Source organism: Acetobacter musti (assembly GCF_011516835.1).
GTDB classification, from domain to species: domain Bacteria; phylum Pseudomonadota; class Alphaproteobacteria; order Acetobacterales; family Acetobacteraceae; genus Acetobacter; species Acetobacter musti.
Genome location: NZ_WOTB01000016.1, coordinates 1 through 19159 on the forward strand (window position 1 = coordinate 1; position 19159 = coordinate 19159).

15 protein-coding genes and 2 pseudogenes are annotated in these 19159 nt (G+C 60.0%); 8 read left to right on the plus strand and 9 right to left on the minus strand.

Translation table 11 applies throughout. From position 1 onward, the window contains the following. The 6 genes and pseudogenes from GOB93_RS12310 to GOB93_RS12335 all read right to left on the minus strand — a co-directional run. Nucleotides 1-1682: efflux RND transporter permease subunit (locus tag GOB93_RS12310; RefSeq protein WP_242010748.1), on the minus strand; the 1682-nt coding region annotated here is incomplete at its 3' end. After that, nucleotides 1682-4834 carry an efflux RND transporter permease subunit gene (locus GOB93_RS12315; RefSeq protein ID WP_173583808.1) on the minus strand — a complete coding sequence of 1051 codons (3153 nt, stop codon included), beginning with the start codon at nt 4832-4834 and terminating at the stop codon, nt 1682-1684. The genes GOB93_RS12315 and GOB93_RS12310, both read right to left, overlap by 1 nt. Then, nucleotides 4831-5952 (minus strand): efflux RND transporter periplasmic adaptor subunit, encoded by a 1122-nt coding sequence (locus GOB93_RS12320; protein WP_338422368.1) that lies wholly within the window; start codon nt 5950-5952, stop codon nt 4831-4833. The genes GOB93_RS12315 and GOB93_RS12320 overlap by 4 nt, the downstream gene beginning before the upstream one ends. Nucleotides 5953-6070: 118 nt before the next feature. Beyond that, nucleotides 6071-7438: an ATP-binding protein gene (locus GOB93_RS12325; RefSeq protein ID WP_173583810.1), complete on the minus strand. Its 1368-nt coding sequence runs from the start codon at nt 7436-7438 to the stop codon at nt 6071-6073. After that, on the minus strand, nt 7435-8169 hold the full coding sequence (locus tag GOB93_RS12330) for a response regulator transcription factor (protein ID WP_338422369.1): 735 nt from the start codon (nt 8167-8169) through the stop codon (nt 7435-7437). The genes GOB93_RS12325 and GOB93_RS12330 overlap by 4 nt, the downstream gene beginning before the upstream one ends. A 666-nt stretch (nt 8170-8835) precedes the next feature. Further along, a pseudogene (locus tag GOB93_RS12335) lies at nt 8836-9650 on the minus strand (IS5 family transposase). Nucleotides 9651-9932: 282 nt separating this feature from the next. On the opposite strand from GOB93_RS12335, the gene GOB93_RS22385 reads away from it, so the two are divergent. After that, nucleotides 9933-9989 (plus strand): hypothetical protein, encoded by a 57-nt coding sequence (locus GOB93_RS22385; protein WP_338422371.1) that lies wholly within the window; start codon nt 9933-9935, stop codon nt 9987-9989. Here the strand turns inward: GOB93_RS22385 and GOB93_RS22390 are convergent. Continuing rightward, nucleotides 9974-10102, minus strand: a pseudogene (locus GOB93_RS22390) (2Fe-2S iron-sulfur cluster-binding protein); the annotation flags it as partial. The gene GOB93_RS22385 and the pseudogene GOB93_RS22390 overlap by 16 nt on opposite strands. A 161-nt stretch (nt 10103-10263) precedes the next feature. Between GOB93_RS22390 and GOB93_RS12350 the strand changes: the two are divergent. The 7 genes from GOB93_RS12350 to GOB93_RS12380 all read left to right on the plus strand — a co-directional run bounded on the left by GOB93_RS12350 (nt 10264) and on the right by GOB93_RS12380 (nt 16375). Continuing rightward, nucleotides 10264-10410, plus strand: coding sequence for a hypothetical protein (locus GOB93_RS12350; protein WP_173583813.1), 147 nt, complete (start codon nt 10264-10266; stop codon nt 10408-10410). Between the two features lie 505 nt (nt 10411-10915). Next, a complete protein-coding gene (pstC, locus tag GOB93_RS12355; protein WP_173583890.1) occupies nt 10916-11899 on the plus strand; it encodes a phosphate ABC transporter permease subunit PstC in 984 nt (327 codons plus the stop codon). A gap of 89 nt (nt 11900-11988) precedes the next feature. Continuing rightward, a complete protein-coding gene (gene pstA / locus GOB93_RS12360) occupies nt 11989-12810 on the plus strand; it encodes a phosphate ABC transporter permease PstA (protein ID WP_242010756.1) in 822 nt (273 codons plus the stop codon). A 4-nt stretch (nt 12811-12814) separates the two neighbouring features. Beyond that, entirely contained in the window at nt 12815-13651 is an 837-nt protein-coding gene (gene pstB / locus GOB93_RS12365; RefSeq protein WP_194300055.1) for a phosphate ABC transporter ATP-binding protein PstB, read from the plus strand. A gap of 16 nt (nt 13652-13667) precedes the next feature. Then, a complete protein-coding gene (gene phoU, locus GOB93_RS12370; protein WP_173583815.1) occupies nt 13668-14390 on the plus strand; it encodes a phosphate signaling complex protein PhoU in 723 nt (240 codons plus the stop codon). Then, nucleotides 14387-15100 (plus strand): response regulator, encoded by a 714-nt coding sequence (locus GOB93_RS12375; RefSeq protein ID WP_408742402.1) that lies wholly within the window; start codon nt 14387-14389, stop codon nt 15098-15100. The genes phoU and GOB93_RS12375 overlap by 4 nt, the downstream gene beginning before the upstream one ends. 69 nt (nt 15101-15169) lie before the next feature. Further along, a complete protein-coding gene (locus tag GOB93_RS12380; RefSeq protein WP_173583817.1) occupies nt 15170-16375 on the plus strand; it encodes a sensor histidine kinase in 1206 nt (401 codons plus the stop codon). Nucleotides 16376-16592: 217 nt separating this feature from the next. On the opposite strand, the gene GOB93_RS12385 is transcribed toward GOB93_RS12380, so the two are convergent. Together GOB93_RS12385 and GOB93_RS12390 are read right to left on the minus strand one after the other, a co-directional pair. Further along, the gene (locus GOB93_RS12385) at nt 16593-17963 is read right to left on the minus strand and encodes an NAD-dependent succinate-semialdehyde dehydrogenase (RefSeq protein WP_173583818.1); all 1371 of its coding nucleotides are present in this window, start codon (nt 17961-17963) and stop codon (nt 16593-16595) included. Further along, a complete protein-coding gene (locus GOB93_RS12390) occupies nt 17960-19096 on the minus strand; it encodes an alkene reductase (protein ID WP_173583819.1) in 1137 nt (378 codons plus the stop codon). The genes GOB93_RS12385 and GOB93_RS12390 overlap by 4 nt, the downstream gene beginning before the upstream one ends. Nucleotides 19097-19159: the final 63 nt, after the last annotated feature.

Consider the following 19159-nt stretch of genomic DNA (forward strand, 5'->3'; position numbering starts at 1 on the left):
CGCCTATCACTGTATCCTTCATCTGCCGTCCTTTCGCGCAGTCGTTTCTTCCAACGACCATTCTGGCACATTGCGATGCCGTGCGGGGAGGACGGCAACCACCCCATCTCATAAGCCTGCTGCAGCCGCCCGAAGACATGTTCAAGCCAACCTGAAATCCGCGCCCACAGACCCCGTTTCGATGAACCGGCATGCAGGACATCCGATGTCCGGAGCACCCGCGAACACATCATGGGCGTCAGGGTCAGGGACAGTCCCATTGAGACAAGAACCGTCACCGAAATGGTGACGGCGAATTCATGCAGAACATTCCCGATCAGTCCTCCCAGCATCAGAATGGGAAAGAAGACCGCAATCAGGGAAATGGAAACCGACAGCACGGTAAAGGCGACTTCCTGTGCTCCGGCAAGCACGGCGACAGCCAGCGTCTCCCCTTTTTCCATGTGGCGGCTGATGTTCTCGATCACGACAATCGCATCATCAACCACGAAACCCGTCGAAATCGTCAGCGCCATCAGGGAAAGATTGTCGAGGGAATAATGAAGAAGCTCCATCACGCCGAATGTCGTGATCAGAGACGCCGGAATCACGACCGCAGGCACAAGCGTGGTACGCGGAGAACGCAGAAAGACCAGAACGACGGCAACGACAAGCAGGACGGAAAGGAAAAGCGTGTTCTTCGTGTCAGCCAGAGCAGCCCGGATCGTGAAGGAGCGATCCATCCCGACATGGAGTTCGACGTCCGCCGGCAGCGCTGCGGTCAGGAAGGGAAACTGCGCCTTGACCTGGTCGATCGTCTGAACGATGTTCGCGCCCGTCCGGGGAAAGATGATGACGAGAACGGCCCGCTCGCCGTTATAGAATCCCCCGTTTTCAACATCCTCAACCCCGTCACTGACAGTGGCGATATCTTCGAGTCTGACCGGCCGCATGTTGCGGTAGGCGACGATCAGTCCCCTGAGATCCCTGGCGCTCTGCACCTGATCGTTCGTGCGCAGGATGATCCGCTGACTGTCGCGGGTCAGAAAACCCTTGGGCGTGTTGGCGTTGGCCGCGGCAAGCGCCGCCCGTATATCCTCGAAGCCGATGCCGTATTTGAAAATCCTGAGCGGATTCATCTCCACCCGGACCGCCGGAAGAGCGCCTCCGCCCAGTTCAACCTGCCCCACCCCGGCGATCTGGGAGAGATGCTGTTCCAGAACGTTCGTCGCGGCATCATAGATTTTGGCCGGCGTGCGCGTCTTCGACGTCAGGGCCAGAATGAGGATCGGCATGCCCGCAGTGTTGGCCTCGTGATAGGTCGGGTCCTGCCTGAGCGTGGCCGGAAGATCGGCGCGGGCCGCATGGATCGCTGCCTGAACATCGCGAGCGGCACTGTTGACATCGCGCGATGTATCGAACTGGAGCGAGATGTTGACCTGCCCCGTGACAGACTGGGACGTCATTTCCGTCAGCCCGGAAATCGTACCAAGATGCCGCTCCAGAGGTTCGGCGATCGTGCTGGCAATCTCTTCAGGCGTACCACCGGGCTGCTGCGCCTGAACCTGAACAACTGGAAGATCCACATTAGGAAGATCGGCAATCGGCAACAGCCGGTAGCCCAGCATTCCCGCCATTATGAGACCAAGAACAATGAGCGTCGTACCGATCGGGCGACGAATACACAGAGCGACAAGGAACATCAGACTGTCCCTTCACCGGAAGGATGGCGACGCCACGAAGCAATACGCAGCCGGAAACGCTCCATGAAAAGATAGATGACGGGTGTCGTGAAAAGCGTGAGAAGCTGGCTGACCGTGAGTCCACCCACAATCGCATAACCCAGTGGACGCCTCAGTTCCGACCCCACGCCAGATCCTATGACCATGGGGATCGCACCGAACATGGCCGCCAGCGTGGTCATGAGAATAGGCCGGAACCGGAGATGAGCAGCCTTTGTGATGGAGGCGACCGGAGAAAGACCCTCCTCGCGTTCAGCCTCAAGCGCAAAGTCGATCATCATGATCGCATTCTTCTTGACGATACCGATAAGAAGAACGATCCCGATCACACCCATAATGTCCAGACCGCTGCCCGTCACCCACAGGATGAGCAGTGCGCCGACAGCGGCTGAAGGCAGGGTGGACAGAATGGTGAGGGGATGGATGAAACTCTCGTAGAGCACGCCAAGCACGATATAGACGGCCACAAGCGCGGCGAGAATCAGCCATGCCTCGTTGCCCATACTGCTTTCGAAAACTGCTGCCGTGCCCGTAAAGGATGTCCGGGCGGTGGCCGGCACAGCAAGCGCCTTACGCGCCGTGTCGATCGCAGAGACCGCCGCTCCCAGCGAATATCCCGGGGCAACGTTGAACGAGATGGTCGCGGCCGGGAACTGCGCAACATGTGTGATCAGCAAAGGCGCGGAGGACGGCGTAATCTTCGTGACGGATGACAGCGGAACCAGGCCGGAAGTCGGCGTGCGTGTCGGGCCGGACGTACTGCTCCCCGTAGTCGCGCTGCCCGCCATGTAGAGTTTATCCAGTGAATCCGGAGACTGCTGAAGCTGAGGAACAGCCTCCAGAATGACCCGATACTGATTGGACTGCGTATAGATCGTTGAAATCTGACGCTGCCCGAAGGAATCATAAAGAATATTATCCACGGTCTGCGGCATGATGGCGAAGCGTGCACCTGTCGCCCTGTCCAGAGTAACGTCTTCCGCCGCACCCTGCGCCTGAAGATCCGAGGCGACATCCACAAGCGCGGGCGATTTCCGCATCTCCGCCACAAGACGCGACGACCATGTCGCCAGTCTGCCGGCATCGGAATTCTCGATCAGAAACTGATACTGCGTGGCCGAGACACTGGTATTGAGCGTCAGATCCTGAACCGGCTGAAGATAGAGTTTCGTGCCGGGAATGGTACGGGTTTCCTCCAGAATACGCTGCGCGACCTTCGTTGCGGACAGACTCCGCCTGTTCTCACCGAGCAGATTGATCTGGAACCGCCCGCGATTCAGCGTGGTGTTGTCTCCATCCACGCCAATATAGGATGAGAGACTGGCAACATCAGGATCTTTGAGGATCGCGGCAGCCAGCTTCTTCTGAAGCACTTCCATCGCATCAAAGGAAATGGAGGCGTCCATAACCGAAACGCCCTGAAGGACACCCGTGTCCTGCTCCGGAAACAGTCCCTTCGGAATAACAACGACCAGAAGACCGGTCAGCGCAACCGTACCGAGAAAGACGAAAAGAGTAAGGGTCTGATGCCGCAGCACACGGACCAGACTGCGGTCATAAAAAGCGATCAGCGACAGGATCATCCGGTCGGCTTTCAGGGCCCAGCGCGGCTTGGCGGACTGATGCGCCTCATCACGCAGCACGCGGGCGCAAAGCATCGGCACCAGAGTAAGAGACACCATGGCGGAGATCATGATCGTCACCGCCAGCGTCACCGCGAATTCATAGAACAGGCGGCCAATCACATCGCTCATGAAAAGCAGCGGGATCAGAACCGCAATGAGAGAAACCGTCAGGGAAATGATGGTGAAACCAATCTCCCCCGCCCCTTCGAGCGCGGCCGTCATACGATCACGCCCCATTTCCACATACCGTGCGATGTTTTCAATCATCACGATGGCATCGTCGACGACAAAACCCGTCGCGATCGTCAGTGACATCAGGGAAAGATTATCGAGTGAAAACCCCATCAGCTGCATCACCGCCAGCGTCCCGACGATGGACAGCGGCACTGACAGGGCAGGAACAAGCGTCGCCGCCGGGTCATGCAGAAAGACGAAGATGACAGCGACAACAAGCGCCAGAGCCAGCGCCAGTTCAAATTCGACATCGGCCACCGAAGCCCGGATCGTGATCGTCCGGTCGGTCAGGGAGGTGATGTGGATACCGGCCGGCATGTCCTGTTCGAGCCGGGGAAGCGCCGCCTTGATGGCGTCAACCGTGCTGAGAATGTTGGCCGAGGGCTGCCGGCGAATGTTGACGATGATCGCAGGCCTGTCATTCGCCCATCCGGCAAGCTGGGTATCTTCCGGCCCTTCCACAACGGTTGCGATATCCTGCAACCGCACAGGGCCATTATTGGCGCTCGACCAGCCGATGACCTGCCGCATGAGCTGGTCCGTGCTGGAAATCTGGCTGTTGACGCGGATGGTGCGCGCCTGTTCGCTGCCGTTGAATGTGCCGCTAGGCGTATTCACATTCACGTTGCCGATCGTCGTCCGCAGCGTGTCGAGGTCAAGCCCGTACGTTGTCGCCTTCTGAACATTGACGCGGACACGATAGGCTTTCTTGTTTCCCCCCGAAAGGGAGACTTCACCCACACCGGAAATTTCGCTGATCTTCTGCTGCAGACGGGTCGCGACATAATCCTCGACTTCCGTCAGCGGCATCGTGTCCGAAGTGATGCCAAGAATCAGCACAGGTGTGTCCGCCGGATTGACCTTGGAATAGATCGGCGGAGCAGGAAGCGCCGATGGCAGCAGGGAATTCGCGGCGTTGATGGCTTCCTGCACCTCCTGCTCCGCGACATCGAGAGAAGTCGTCAGGCCGAACCGCAACGTAATGACGGAAGCACCGCCGGAGGATTGCGAGGTCATCTGCTCGAGACCGGCCATCTCGCCCATCTGGTCTTCCAGCGGCGCCGTCACAGACGTCATCATCACATCCGCGCTGGCGCCCGGATAGAAAGTGCGCACAACGATCGTCGGATAATCGACTTCGGGGAGCGCCGAAACCGGCAGAAAACGGTAGCCGATCATGCCCGCCAGCAGGAGAGCGAGCATCAAAAGTGTGGTGGCGACGGGTCGCTGAATGAACAGACGTGAGAAATTCATGGAGCGGCAGATGTATTGTCAGCGGGAATGGAGATTCTGGCGCCGTCATGAAGACGATCGACACCCGAAATGACGACACGATCCCCTTCCCTGACTCCGGACATGATGACGACAGTGTTGCCCTGACTGATTCCGGTCTTCACAGGAACGGCCTTCACCGTGCTGTCCGCCTGCACGACATAGACGAATGAACCGTCCGGCCCCGTCTGGATCGCACTGGCAGCGGTCAGCAGAACATTCTGCTCCGTCTCGACCAGCAGATGCGCGTTGACGAACTGGTTCGGAAACAGATCTTCATCGGGATTGTCGAAAATGGCCCTCAGACGCACCGTGCCCGTGGACGTGTCCACCTCGCTGTCCAGACTGCTGACTTTGCCCGTTGCGAGCTTTTCCGCATCTGCGCTGTCCCAGGCTTCCACGGGCAGCTCCCTGACCTGTCCGAGCCGGTCCTGCGGAACCGTGAAAATAACCGAGATCGGCTTCATCTGCGTCAGGATGGCAAGGCCGCCACTCTGCGCCGCAGTCACGTAATTGCCCCTGTCCACGGCGCGTATGCCAACGCGCCCGCTGACGGGGGCACGGATATGACAGTATTCAATGTCAAGTTTATAAGTATCGACCAGCCCCTGATCGGATTTGACGGTACCGATAAGCTGCTGGACCTTGTAATGCTGGTCCTGCGCTGTCTGGGCATCGACGGCGTCGCGCCTGAGAAGTTTCTGGTAGCGCGCATCATCCATCCGCGCTTCATCGAGCTGGGCGATGTCGGCAGCCAGTTGTCCCTCATACTGTTTGAGGAACGCTTCATAAGGACGCGGATCTATGACGGCCAGAAGGTCGTCCTTCTTCACCTCCTGTCCTTCCGTAAAAAGCACCTGCGTCAGATAACCGTCGAGACGCGTCTGAACCGTGACGGTGGCGATGGGAATGACCGTCCCAAGCTCGCTCAGCACAAAAGGCATATTCCCTTTCCGGACGCCCGCCACGCCCACAGGTGTGGCACTTTCAGCCGTCGCCGGTTCCGCCCGGGCGGAACCGACGGTACAGGGAAAAGACGTGAAGATCGTTCCGGTCAGAAACATCCCGGCGACAAGACAGGAATGACGAACAGAACGCACGAACCGGTCATTGCAGATAGAAAACGGAAAACAGACGGGAAATTCAGGTAAAAACATGAGTCATTGTTTCTGCTTGTTGCAACCGGAAAAGAGGAAACGCGATACCGGAGTGACGGCCCTACCGGAGACCTGATTCCCGGGAATGAGGCGCATGCGCAGGGAGCGTCAGCCGGACAATCAGCCCCCTCGGCGCCGCATCCCGAAGGGTGATGCTTCCCTGATGACGGGCCACAACATCCTGCACAATGGAAAGACCAAGACCGAGACTGCCATCTGCACTTCTGGCCCGATCCATGCGTGCAAAAGGCTGGAGCATCTCAAGACGCATATGGTCAGGAATTCCCGGACCGGAATCCGCCACTTCGATAATGATCTGATCATTTTCGGGCCACGCATCGACGTGCACGTTCTTTCCATATTTCAGCCCATTCTCTATGAGATTGTTCACTGCACGCGAAATAGAAACAGGCTGACAGAAACAGGCTGTTTCATGCACGCCTTCATAGGCGACCTGTTTTCCCGTCGATGAAAATTCTTCGCAGAGGCTTTCCAGAAGCGAACCAAGCTCTACGACCTCGAAAGGCTCCGCCTCTCTCTGACCATCGAGAAATGTCAGCGCGCCATTGAGCATCTGCTTCATAAGCGTAAGATCGTTACGCATGGCGCGCGGAGAAGCATCATCGCCCCCCAGTTCCACACGCATGGAAAGGCGCGTGAGAGGCGTCCGCAGGTCGTGACCGATCGACATGAGCATCCGCGTCCGCTCTTCTGCGGCCATCCGGATACGGCTCTGCATCCTGTTAAAAGCCCGGATAACCCGTCGAACTTCGCGTGGCCCCTGCTCTTCGAGAAGAGGAGATGTCGTGTCATAGCCAAGCGTATCCGCCTTGCGGGCAAGGATCGACAGTGGACGGTTGACGCGCCACACGCTCCACACCGACAGAGCACCGGTCATGACCAGCAGAGACAGGAAAGGAACGGTGATGGGAAGAGTCATGTGAATGACGTCATGAAGATTGAAATTTGAAATAACCGCAATATGAATATTATCTGCCGGCAGAATAATGTTCGTGAATACTCTGTCTCCCGTTTCGCATTTCACAACATTCATGGACGCGGCATCACCCGGAAAATCGTGCCGCAGAATACGATGGACGAGCTCCGTTTCGTGGTCCGCAGGCAGCGGCGTGCAGGGAAAAGCCTTGTTCAGCTGGAAATGAATTCCGGCGGAAGACATTCCTTCCGCTGCCTGCTGACGGACGGAAAGGGGAATGGACCGGAGCGACCGGATGGCCGTCTCGATAGCGAGAGTATCGGGCCAGGGACCGACGGGAAGCGGAGGAATAGCCGGCCGCAGCGCCCGAAGCAGAAGAATGACCACACAGAGCGTCAGAAGGAGACTGGTCGCGAGGATAGCCACCATCTGACCAAAAAGTGTCTGAGGAAACAGACGCCGGAGCAGCACGAAACGAGACCGGAAACTCATTGATTGCACGCCAGAGGATCGAAGATGTATCCATCTCCGCGAACGGTCCGGATCAGTTCAAGCTGACGCCCCCCTTCCGCAAGCTTCCGCCGTAACCGGCTGACAAGCAGATCGATGGTTCTTTCTTCCAGCGCAGTCGGGCTTCCATGAATCAGTCCGATAATCTCTGTTCTGGAGAGAAGAGTTTGCTGATGCTGCCAGAAGACAAGCATCAGATCCGTCTCGGCGCCACTCAGGGTCAGCCGGATGCCAGGCGCTCTGTAAAGCGCCCTTTTGGCCGGCACGAATTTCCAGGGGCCGAATACATATTCGTCTGGCAATGAAGAAGGCTGCCGGAGCTGCTTCCCACGCCTCAGGACCGCACGGACCCGGGCTTCAAGCTCGGCAAGATCGAAGGGTTTGCTGATATAATCATCAGCTCCCAGATTGAGACCCGCGACCTTGTCCTGAATATCCGCCAGAGCCGTCACCATAATAATCGGAGCATCCGTGGTCTGACGAATATACTGACAGACCTCCTGTCCACTCTCCTGTGGAAGCATAAGATCAAGCAGGATCATATGAATATCACTACTCTCTAAACAAGACTTTACCTCCGCCAGATTAATGGCAGAACTGACGAAGTATCCACCATATGAAAAGAAACGCAAAAGAAGGTTCCGTATTTCAGGATCGTCTTCTACGACCAGAAGATGCGGTGAAGGCGAAACATGATCGGAAATATCGGACACTGCACGCAGGTATCTTTACAGGATGTGGAGGATATCGTGATTACAGTGGGGAGTATGTGCCTACCTCGGCGGAGAAGAAAGGGCTAAACGCCCACCGAGATATTATTTTTCAAAACTGAAAAATAATATCCAGAATATTTAAACACCCCAAAAAAACCATATCTTAGTGTATAAATGAAGAAAATGCGGTATTTATATATTTCTCGTTTGCGTCCAAAAGTTACTATATTGATCGGTCAGTTTCATACCGCAACTCGCGAGCACCCAACAGCACTGTCACAACAACCTTTATGCCTGCCCATCTCGCCGGCATTCCACCTCGGAACTGTCTGGTAAGAAAACTATCGTAAGAGACGGGTAGACATGACCAGCAGCTACATAGTCGGAAGAATGTCGATATAGATCGCGCGAAGGAAACTTTGAACCTGCCGATGCCGCTCGAACGCACAGAGGCCAGAAATCCACATCTGCACGCTCTATCCCTGTCGGCGTGATTCTCTCAAAAAGACCAGTTACATTCCAGAAAATTATGGATGCCAGCAAAGATGCCTGAAGCGACAGACACGAGGAAAAAGTCTCAGTCCTACCAGCGCAACTTCCATATGGGTTTATTCTTAATGAGCCGTGGGAGGTGCGCCAGGCATGCCACCCTCTGGTCCGGCGCCATTAACCAGATCCGGCGAGAGTCATGCCACGTAGGCGTGATCGCGCTAGGCTCAGGACTCCTGGCCAGACCATGACGGTTTCAGCGAGACAGATGGCTGAGAAGAAGACGGCCGGGCATCTGTCGTAGCGGGTTGCGACCCGCCGCCAGTCCCTGAGCTTTCCGAACATGATCTCGATACGGTTGCGCCGTTTGTATTTCCGCCTGTCGTATCTGACAGGTTTCCCGCGGGATCTCCGTCCTGGAATGCAGGGTCTGATTCCTTTTTCCTCCAGGGCATCCCTGAACCGGTCAGCATCATAACCCCGCTCTCCCGGCATCCATTGTGCAGGAGGAAGACTGTCCGGCAGGGCAGCGGCACCGGCTATAATCACTGATCGGTCCTGCTGTCATGAAGCAGCTCAGCGGTCGTCCGTTCTGATCGGTGACGGCATGCAGCTTCGTGTTCATCCCGCCTTTGGTGCGGCCGGTCAGGCGGCCCGGATCCCTTTTTTAGCCGCAGGCTCGAAGCCGTGCGGTGCGCCTTCAGACAGGTCGCATCAATCATGATGGTCCGGGGCTCTGCCTTCCCGGCAGCCAGCCCGTCCATCATCCGGGTGAAGATCCCCATGGCGCCCCAGCGCTTCCAGCGGTTGTACAGTGTCTTGTGTGGACCGTATTCCCGCGGCGCATCACGCCAGCGCAGGCCGTTCCGATTGACAAAGATGATGCCGCTCAGCACACGGCAGTCATCAACGCGGGGTCTGCCGTGGCTCTTTGGGAAAAAGAGCTGCAGACGATCCATCTGTTCGTCCGTCAGCCAGTACAGGTCGCTCATTTCCAGTCCCCTCTCAGAGCCTGAATCAAAATCCTGCCCAAAAATCAATGAGCCCTGAGCCTAGGAACGAAAAGAACGGAAGAAGTTTCCAGTCATAATCGAGAGTGTTGCCGGCACAACGTCTTACATGCGACGTTTCCGCGTCGCATGTAAGACGTTGTGGACACTTGAATTCGATGAATCCGCGCAGTGGATGAAGGTATTCGTTCCCTGTGCAGACGATCATTCCCATGGTCGGACGGGACCTATACCTTCCGCCACTTCGATCGCTCTCTGGGATGCGTGGATCTGGATTTCGTGTTGCATGGCGATGCGGGGCCTGTGCCGCACTGGCCGTGATCGCAGCCTTTTTTGGCGCCGGTGAGTTCGAGGCGTTCGCGCAGCAGGTCGAGCAGGGTGGTGCTGTTGTCGACAGTGAGGCTGGTGCGGGTGGCGTTGACGATCAGGGTCAGCGGCGTGGCCGGAACGCCGGGGGGCGGCGGTGGCGTGGGGGCCTGACGGGCTTCCGGGCGGGCCGTGGCGTGTGCGCGGGGAAGTCATGGCGGTGGAGGCGACGCTTCCCTGGAGGACGGTACGGCGGCGGAAGCGGGCGGGGCCGGGGGAGAGACTGGTCATGGCCGGGCTGACCTTTCCGGGTGGGGCGTGGCCGGGCGCCGGGTCTTGTCCGGTGGCTCAGGCTGCGTGGCGGGGGTGGGGTCTTCGTCTGTTACGTGTGGAGCCGGACCGGGTTGCGGTGGGGGAGAGGCTCACGGGGGCGTGAAGTTTCAATTTCCTTTGCTGTATTCAGGGAAATACAGAGTCTGTCGGCATAATGACGGGTTGCGGGAGGGAAGTGGTCTGTCTTTTGGGGTGTTTGTCCGATCTGTTCGGGATGCAGAGGATACAGACAGGGAATGTTTCGGTGTTTCTCAGTCTGGTTCGGGTAATGGTGGTGCTGTATTGCTGATCAATATAAATAATATTTTTTCTGTATTGTTAATAACAGTGGGGTTCCGGGTCTTTTCGAGGGGCAGCTTGCTGTTTTTCTGCCGGTCCGGCTCTGCGATCACGACTTGCGGCGGGTGCAATAAAAATGTCATGCCGGCGGGGCTGTTCTGCGGTTGCCGCTGCGGGGGGCGTTCAGTATTGGTCGCGGGCGTGAGGAGCGGAGCGCCTTTATGGATGGAACATCGCACGCTTCGGGGGAGGCTCCGGGAGCGGGATCCGGCGGAAGTGGCGGGCATGTCGTGCCGGACGGAGCGGCCGGAGTTATGGCTGCTGAAGTCATGGTTGCCGGGAATGGCCTGGCCGGAGAGGACTTTACCGGTCCGGGACCGGCGCGCGGATTCGACGGAGACAGGCTGTTTCGCGGGCTGGTGACGGCCAGCGGGATTGCGGTTCTGGCTCTGCTTGGCGGGATCATTCTGGTCATGGTCGCCGGCGGGATGAAGGCGTTTTCGACCTTCGGTCCCGCTTTTCTGGTGTCGTCCGTCTGGAATCCGGTGACGCAGCATTACGGGGCGCTGGCTCCGGTGTTCGGCACGATCGTGACGAGCACGCTGGGGCTGCTGATGGCGGTGCCGCTGGCGTTCGGGGCGGCGTTCTGGCTGACGCAGATGGCGCCGGCGCGGCTTTCGGCCGTGGTGGGCATGGCGGTTCAGCTTCTGGCGGCGGTGCCGTCGATCATTTTCGGCATGTGGGGATTTTTTGTCATCGTGCCGCTGATGGCGCGGTATGTGCAGCCTTTCGCGCGGCACTGGTTCGGGCATGTTCCGGGGCTGGGCGCGCTGGTTCAGGGGGCGCCGTTCGGGACGGGGCTTCTGACGGGCGGGATTATTCTGACGGTGATGGTGACGCCGTTCATCACGGCGGTGATGTGCGATGTGTTCACCTCCATTCCGGCGGTTCTGAAGGAGAGCGCCTTCGGACTCGGCGCGACGCGCTGGGAGGTGATGCGGAATGTGATTCTGCCCTGGTCCAGCAAGGCTGTGGTGGGCAGTGTGGTGCTCGGCATGGGACGGGCGATGGGCGAGACGATGGCGGTGACGTTCGTGATCGGCAACGCCAACAAAATCGGCTGGTCGCTGTTCGCGCCGGGCAACACGATCGCCTCGCTGATCGCGCTGGAGTTTCCGGAGAGCCCGGCGGGGAGTGTGAAGCTGTCCTCATTGATGGCGCTGGGTACGATTCTGATGGCGCTGTCCTTCCTGGCGCTGGCGGCGTCGCGGATTTTGCTGGGCTTTGCGGAACGCCGGGAGGGCAGGCAATGAGCGGCCATCAGAACGGGCGGCAGAGTGTGCGACAGAACGGGGCGGTTCAGGCGGCGCCGGATCGCTGGAAGCCGCACGGGGCGCTGGCGATGCGGCGCCGGTTCATGGATCGTCTGGCGACCGGGCTGAGCCTGACGGCGACCTGTGTGGCGCTGCTGGCGCTGTGTTCGATTCTGCTGACGCTTCTGGTGCGTGGTGTGGCAGGGCTGTCTCTGGTGACGTTCATTCATTCGACGGCGTCGCCGGGAATGAATGGCGGTCTGGCGAACGCGATTGTCGGCAGCCTGATCCAGACGGCGGTGGCGATCCTGATCGGGGCGCCGCTGGGGATGATGTGCGGGATTTATCTGTCCGATTACGGTCGCGGCTGGATGGCGTCCACGACGCGGTTTGTCTCCGACATGCTGCTTTCCGCGCCGTCCATTCTGATCGGTCTGTTCATCTATCAGCTCATTGTGGTTCCGACGGGACATTTCTCCGGTTTTGCCGGGTCTGTGGCGCTGGCGATTCTGGCGCTGCCGATTGTGGTGCGGACGACGGAGGACATGCTGGGTCTGGTGCCGGTGGCGCTGCGGGAGGCGGGGATCGGGCTCGGGGCGTCGAAATGGCGGGTGATTGTGTTCATCTGTCTGCGGGCGGCGCGGACGGGTGTGATGACCGGGATTCTGCTGGCGGTGGCGCGGGTGGCGGGTGAGACGGCGCCGCTGCTGTTCACGTCGCTGGGCAATATGGACTGGTCGGTGAGTCTGGCGCAGCCGATGGCGAGTCTGCCGGTGACGATCTACCAGTATGCCGGGTCGGCTTATGATGACTGGGTGCAGCTTGCCTGGACGGGGGCGCTGCTGGTGACTCTGGGCGTGCTGGCGATCAACATTCTTGTTCGGGTCGGCTTTGGCCGGAAGGGAGCTTAGGCGGATGAGCGGGACGGTTGTGACGGAGCGGGCCGTGTCAGGAAATGGTGTGGCCGGAAACGGTGCATCAGGGAACGGGGTTGCGGAGAAGCCGGCGATTTCGGTGCGGAATCTCGATTTCTTCTATGGCGATCACAAGGCGCTGCGCGGGATTTCGATGGAGTTTTCGACCCGGAAGGTGACGGGGATGATCGGGCCTTCGGGCTGTGGCAAGTCGACGCTGCTGCGGGTTCTGAACCGGATGTATGATCTGTATCCGGGGCAGCGGGCGACGGGTGAGGTGATTTTCGACGGGCGGAACATCATTGCGCCGGGGATGGATGTGAACCGTCTGCGGGCGCGGGTTGGCATGGTGTTTCAGAAGCCGACGCCGTTTCCGATGTCGATTTATGACAACATCGCGTTTGGTGTGAAGCTGCATGAGACGCCGTCCCGGTCCGAGATGGACGGGCGGGTTGAGGATGTGCTGCGGCGCGTGGCGCTGTGGGGCGAGGTGAAGGACCGTCTGAAGGCGTCGGCGACGGCGCTGTCGGGCGGTCAGCAGCAGCGTCTGTGCATTGCCCGGACGATTGCGACGCGGCCTGAGGTGGTTCTGCTCGATGAGCCGACGAGCGCGCTCGATCCGGTCTCCACGGCGCGGATCGAGGAGCTTCTGGACGAGCTCAAGAAGGAATTCACCATCGCCATTGTGACACACAATATGCAGCAGGCGGCGCGCTGCGCGGATCAGGTGGCGTTTTTCTATCTTGGCGAGCTGGTCGAGATGGACAGCACGGACCGGATTTTCACGGCGCCGCGCGAGACGCGGACGCAGGACTACATTACCGGCCGGTTCGGCTGAGCGGGGGTTTGGGGCGATGACCGAGGCAACGCATACCGTCAAGAGTTACGAGCAGGAGCTGGAGCGTCTTCGCGGCATGATGGCGCGGATGGGCGGGCTTGTGGAGCGTCAGACCGCGCAGGCTGTGAAGGCTGTGGTGGACGGGGACGAGGAGGCGGCGATCGAGGCGCCGGATCTGGACCCGGAGGTGGACGAGCTGGAGCGTGAGGCGGAGGCGCTGGCGATCCGGATTCTGGCGCTGCGCTCGCCGATGGCGATCGATCTGCGCGAGATTGTGGCGGCATTGAAGATCACGGGTGATCTGGAACGGATCGGGGACTATGCGGCCTCGATCGCGCGGCGGGCGCTGAAGCTGGACATGGATGGCGGGATTTCGCTGATCGGGCTGCGGAGCATGGGGCGGCTGGTGCAGGACAATCTGCGCCGGGCGATTGATGCGCTGGCGACGCGGGACCGGGATCTGGCGGTTGCGGTGTGGCAGTCCGACACGGCGGTGGACGAGCTTTACACGGCGATGTTCCGCGAGCTGATGACCTATATGATGGAAGATCCGCGCAATATCGGGTCGTGCATTCATCTTCTGTTCGTCGCGAAGAATCTGGAGCGGATCGGCGATCATACGACCAATATCGCCGAGCGGATTTACTATGCGGTGACGGGCGAGATGCTGCCGGCGGTGCGGCCGCGCGGCGGACTGGGGCCGCAGCAGACGCCGCCGGCGATTCCGGACGCACGCTGATGTCTGAGACGGCGGGCGGCGCGGGCGCGCGGATTCTGCTGGTCGAGGATGATCCCTCGCTGCAGATCATGGTGCGGTATAATCTCGAAAAGGCGGGTTATGCCGTGGAGACGGCGGGAGACGGGGCGTCGGCGCTGGCGCTGGCCGGATCGTTCCGTCCGGCTCTGGTGCTGCTGGACTGGATGCTGCCGGGGACTCTTTCGGGGATCGACGTATGCCGGCGGCTGCGGGAGCTTCCGGGGAGCCGGGATGTTCCGGTGATCATGCTGACGGCGCGGTCTGAGGAAGCGGATGCGATCCGGGGGCTGGAGAACGGGGCGGATGATTATCTGACCAAGCCGTGCAGCATGGCGACGCTGGAGGCGCGTATCCGGGCGATGCTGCGGCGTGTGGCCGGGCCGAGCGATGTGCTGGAATTCGATGACATCACGCTCGATCTGGTGCGGCACCGGGGGGAGCGCGGCGGTCGCGCGCTGCAGCTCGGGCCGACGGAGTTCCGGCTTCTGGAGTTTTTCATGCGTCGGCCGGGGCGGGTGTTTTCGCGCGAGGACATTCTGAAGGCGATCTGGGGCGAGAACATTCATGTGGAGGTGCGGACGGTGGATGTTCATATCCGCAGGCTGCGCAAGGAGATCAACGGGCCGGAGGAGCGGGATCTGATCCGCACGGTCCGTTCGGCGGGCTATGCGCTCGATAACAGTCCGGAATGATATGAGCGGTGTTTTCCTGTCTGGCGGGCCTGTCTGACGGGTGAGTGAGCGCCGGCGGGCGGGGGAAACATGACGGGAGCCGAACTGGCGCTGTGCCTGCTGGGGGCTTTTTGTCTCGGCCTGATGCCTGGCTGGCTGGCCGGGGGACGCCGGCTGCCGCAGCGGCCGGCGTTTCTGCCGGCTTCGCGCCGGGACGAGAGCATAACGCGGGATGTCGGGCTGGAGGAGATGCTCGGCTTTCTTCCCGACTGCGCGGTACTGCTGGCGCGGAATGGCAGTCTGCGGTTCGCGAACGCGGAGGCGCTGGCGGTTTTCGGGGATGCGCTGGGGACGATCATCCGGCATCCCGATGTATTCGCGGCGTTGCAGCGCCTTGATGCGGAGACGGTTCTGGCGACGGCGGATATCGTGCTCGATGTTCCGGTCAGGCGGGTTGTGCGGCTGGTGTTCCGGCTGGTTCCCGAGGCGCTGTCGCAGGCCGGTGTTCCGGTTCTGGCGATTTTATCGGACAGGTCGGAGAAGGAGGCGGTCGAGCGGGTCCGGGCGGATTTCGTGGCCTATGCGAGTCATGAGTTGCGGACGCCGCTGGCGGCGCTGATCGGGTTTATCGAGACGCTGCGCGGGCCGGCTGCGGATGATCCGGCGGCGCAGAAGCAGTTTCTGGAAATCATGGCGACCCAGGCGGGGCGGATGCAGCGGCTGATTGAGCAGTTGCTGGCGCTGTCGCGTGTGGAGATGACGGAGCATCGCAGGCCGCGGGACGAGGTGGATGCGGCGCAGGTGGTGGCGCGGGTGCGCGATGAGTCGGCGCCGCTCTGTTCGGCGCGGGGGATTGTGCTGGAGACGGAGGCGCATCCGGTCGCGTTTCAGGGGGATGAGGACCAGATCGTTCAGGTTCTTCTGAATCTTGTTGAGAACGCCACGAAATATGCGGTCACGGGAAAACGGGTTCCTGTGGTGTCTCTGGTGACGTCGGAGGGGGTTGTTGGCGGGAAGGACGGCGTGTCGTTTACGGTGACGGATAACGGGCCGGGGATCGAGGCGCAGCATCTGCCGCGTCTGACGGAACGGTTTTACCGGGTCGAGGGCGGTCAGGGGGCGACGGCGCCGGGTTACGGGCTGGGGCTGGCGATTGTCCGGCACATTGTCGACCGGCATGACGGGCGGCTGTTTATTGACAGCGTGGTGGGGGAAGGGACGCGGATTACGGTTTGGCTGCCGGTGCGCGGGGAGCGGCGGCAGGCGCGGGAGCGGCCTTCGCTGCTGCTGGGGTGAGAGCGGGGAGTTTTACAGGCTGGTTTGTCAGAGGATTTTGAAGAAGTCTGATCGTGAAACCTCCGCTTAATTATAAAGAAGTTTTTGGTGAAGCTTTTTTCAAAAAGCTTCAGAAGATGCCGCCTTTTTGAAAAAAAAGGCGGCGACTGGAAACTTTTGTTGCTTTATTATTAAAGGCTTATCGCTAAGTGCCTCTGGTCCCGGTTTGCCGGCCGGGTCAGCCGATCCGGATGAGTTTGCGGTTGATGAATTCCTCAATGCCGAGGAAAGACAGTTCCCGGCCGAAACCCGAGTTTTTGATGCCGCCGAAGGGAAGTTCCGGGGCGGCGGCGGTCGCGGTGTTGATGAACATCATGCCGGTTTCGATCTGTTCGGCGACTTTTTCCGCCCGCGCGATATTGCGTGAGAAGACGGAACCGCCGAGACCGTAAGGGGAATCATTTGCCAGTTCGATAGCTTCGTGTTCCGACGCAACTTTGTGCACGACAGCGACGGGGCCGAAAATTTCCTGATAGAAGACAGGATTGTCTTTTGACACGCCGGTCAGGATGGTCGGTTCCATGAAGAACCCCTCGCGGTCGATCCGTTTTCCGCCGGCGACGAGGGTGGCGCCGCCCTTTACGGCTTCCTTTGTCTGTTCAAGCGCCAGTTCCATGGCTTTCCGGCTGCTCATCGGGCCGTGTGTGGTGCCTTCCGCGAGCGGGTCGCCGATGCGGAACTGCGTGATCGCGTTTTTCAGTCCTTTGAGGAAGGCATCGAAGATCTTTTCATGCACGATCATGCGCTTGGCGGCGGTGCAGACCTGTCCGTTATTGGAGAAACGGCCCCATGTCGCCCATTTTACGGCCAGTTCCAGGTCGGCGTCGTCGAGAACGATGAAGGCGTCGCTGCCGCCGAGTTCCATCGTGTCCTTCTTCAGCGCGGCGCCGGCTTCGGCGGCGACGGTCTGTCCGGCGCGTTCGCTGCCGGTCAGGGCGACGCCGCGGATGCGGAAATCCTTTATCAGATCGGAAGACTGTTCGTTGCTGAGGAAGATGTTCGTGTATGCGCCAGCGGGCGCGCCGGCATCGTGGAACAGCTTTTCAAACGCCAGGGCGCATTGCGGCACGTTGGGCGCGTGTTTGGCGATGACGACATTGCCTGCCATGAGGTTCGGGCCGGCGACGCGCGCGAGCTGGTAATAGGGGAAGTTCCAGGGTTCGATACAGTAGATGACGCCGAGCGGCTGATTGATGATCTTTGCTTTGCCGTCCTTCACTCTGAGCGGTGTCGGAGCGAGGAATTCTTCGGCCCCGTTCGCATAGAAGGCGAGGATATCTGCGGTGATGTCGATTTCTTCCAGCGCGTCCGGCAGCGCCTTGCCCATTTCCGTGGCGATCAGACGGGCATGGGCCTGACGATCCTTTCGCAGCAGGTCGGCGGCTTTCGACATAACGACTTTCCGCTCCGCGATGCTGCGTTTCTTCCAGTCGGTTTTCCAGACCTGATCGGCGCGGTCGACGATGACCTTCATCTGTTCCGGCGTATGAAGATCGAATGTGCGTTCAACGGTTTCCGTTGTCGGATTGAGAGTCTGATAAACGATCATTTCTGAATGTCCCTGTTGTGGAAAGGGTAATCGGTGTAGCCGTGCGCGCCGCCGCCGTAGAGGGTGGCGGCATCGAGGGGCGTGAGCGGCCAGCCATGTTCCAGCCGCGCGGGCAGGTCCGGGTTGGCGATGAATGTCCGGCCGAAGCCGATCATGTCCGCCCATCCGTTCCCGAGCACGTGCTGCGCTCTGGTAAGGTTGTATCGGCCTGCGCAGAGAATGCGGTTCGGGAAAATGTCGCGCACGGCGGCCCGGAATGAGTCCGGCATGTCGGGCGCATTATCCCAGTCGGCCTCGGCCAGTGAAACATAGGCGATACCGGCTTCCGCCAGCACGCGGACGGCTGCCGTGTAGGTTTCCGCCGGATTGCTCTCCAGCAGGCCGAGATAGACGCGTTCCTCCGTCGTTGTGCTGAACAGCGGAGAGAAGCGAACGCCCATCCTGTCCGGTGAGACGACGGCGGAGACGGCTTCCACCACCTCGCGCAGGAACCGCAGGCGGTTGGACAGGCTGCCGCCATAGGCGTCTGTGCGGAAATTGGCCCGTTCGGACAGGAACTGATTGATCAGATAGCCGTTGGCGGCGTGGATTTCGACGCCGTCGAAGCCTGCCGCCAGGGCGTTGCGGGCTGCCTGCGCATAGAGCGCCACCAGATCGTGAATTTCCGGGATCGTCAGAGCGCGGGGTGTGTCCGGCGGAACGAGTTTTCCTGTGCCCGGTCCGGTCGGGATGAAAACATTCACGCCGGTCGCGGCTACGGTGGAGGGGGCGACGGGTGGCTGGTGGCCGGGTTGCAGAAGGTGATGGGAGACGCGGCCGACATGCCAGAGCTGGGCGAAGATGGGCCGTTTTTTCTGATGCACGGCGTCCGTGATCAGTTTCCAGCCGGCGATCTGCTCCGGGCTGTAAATGCCGGAGGTCCAGGCGTAACCCTGTCCGCGCGGTTCGATCTGCGTGCCTTCGGTGATGAGGAAGCCGGCCTCCGTGCGCTGGGCGTAATAGTCCGCCATCAGCGCGTTGGGGATGTCACCGGGCTGGCTGCTGCGGCAGCGTGTCAGGGGCGGCAGAAAGATGCGGTTTTCAAGGGACAGATCACCGAGCCGGACTGGCCCGAAGAGAGAAGATGATGTCATGATCAGCCTTGTTCACAAACAGAAACGGAATAACGTCTGTAGGTGAACATTGGCCTGTCCGGC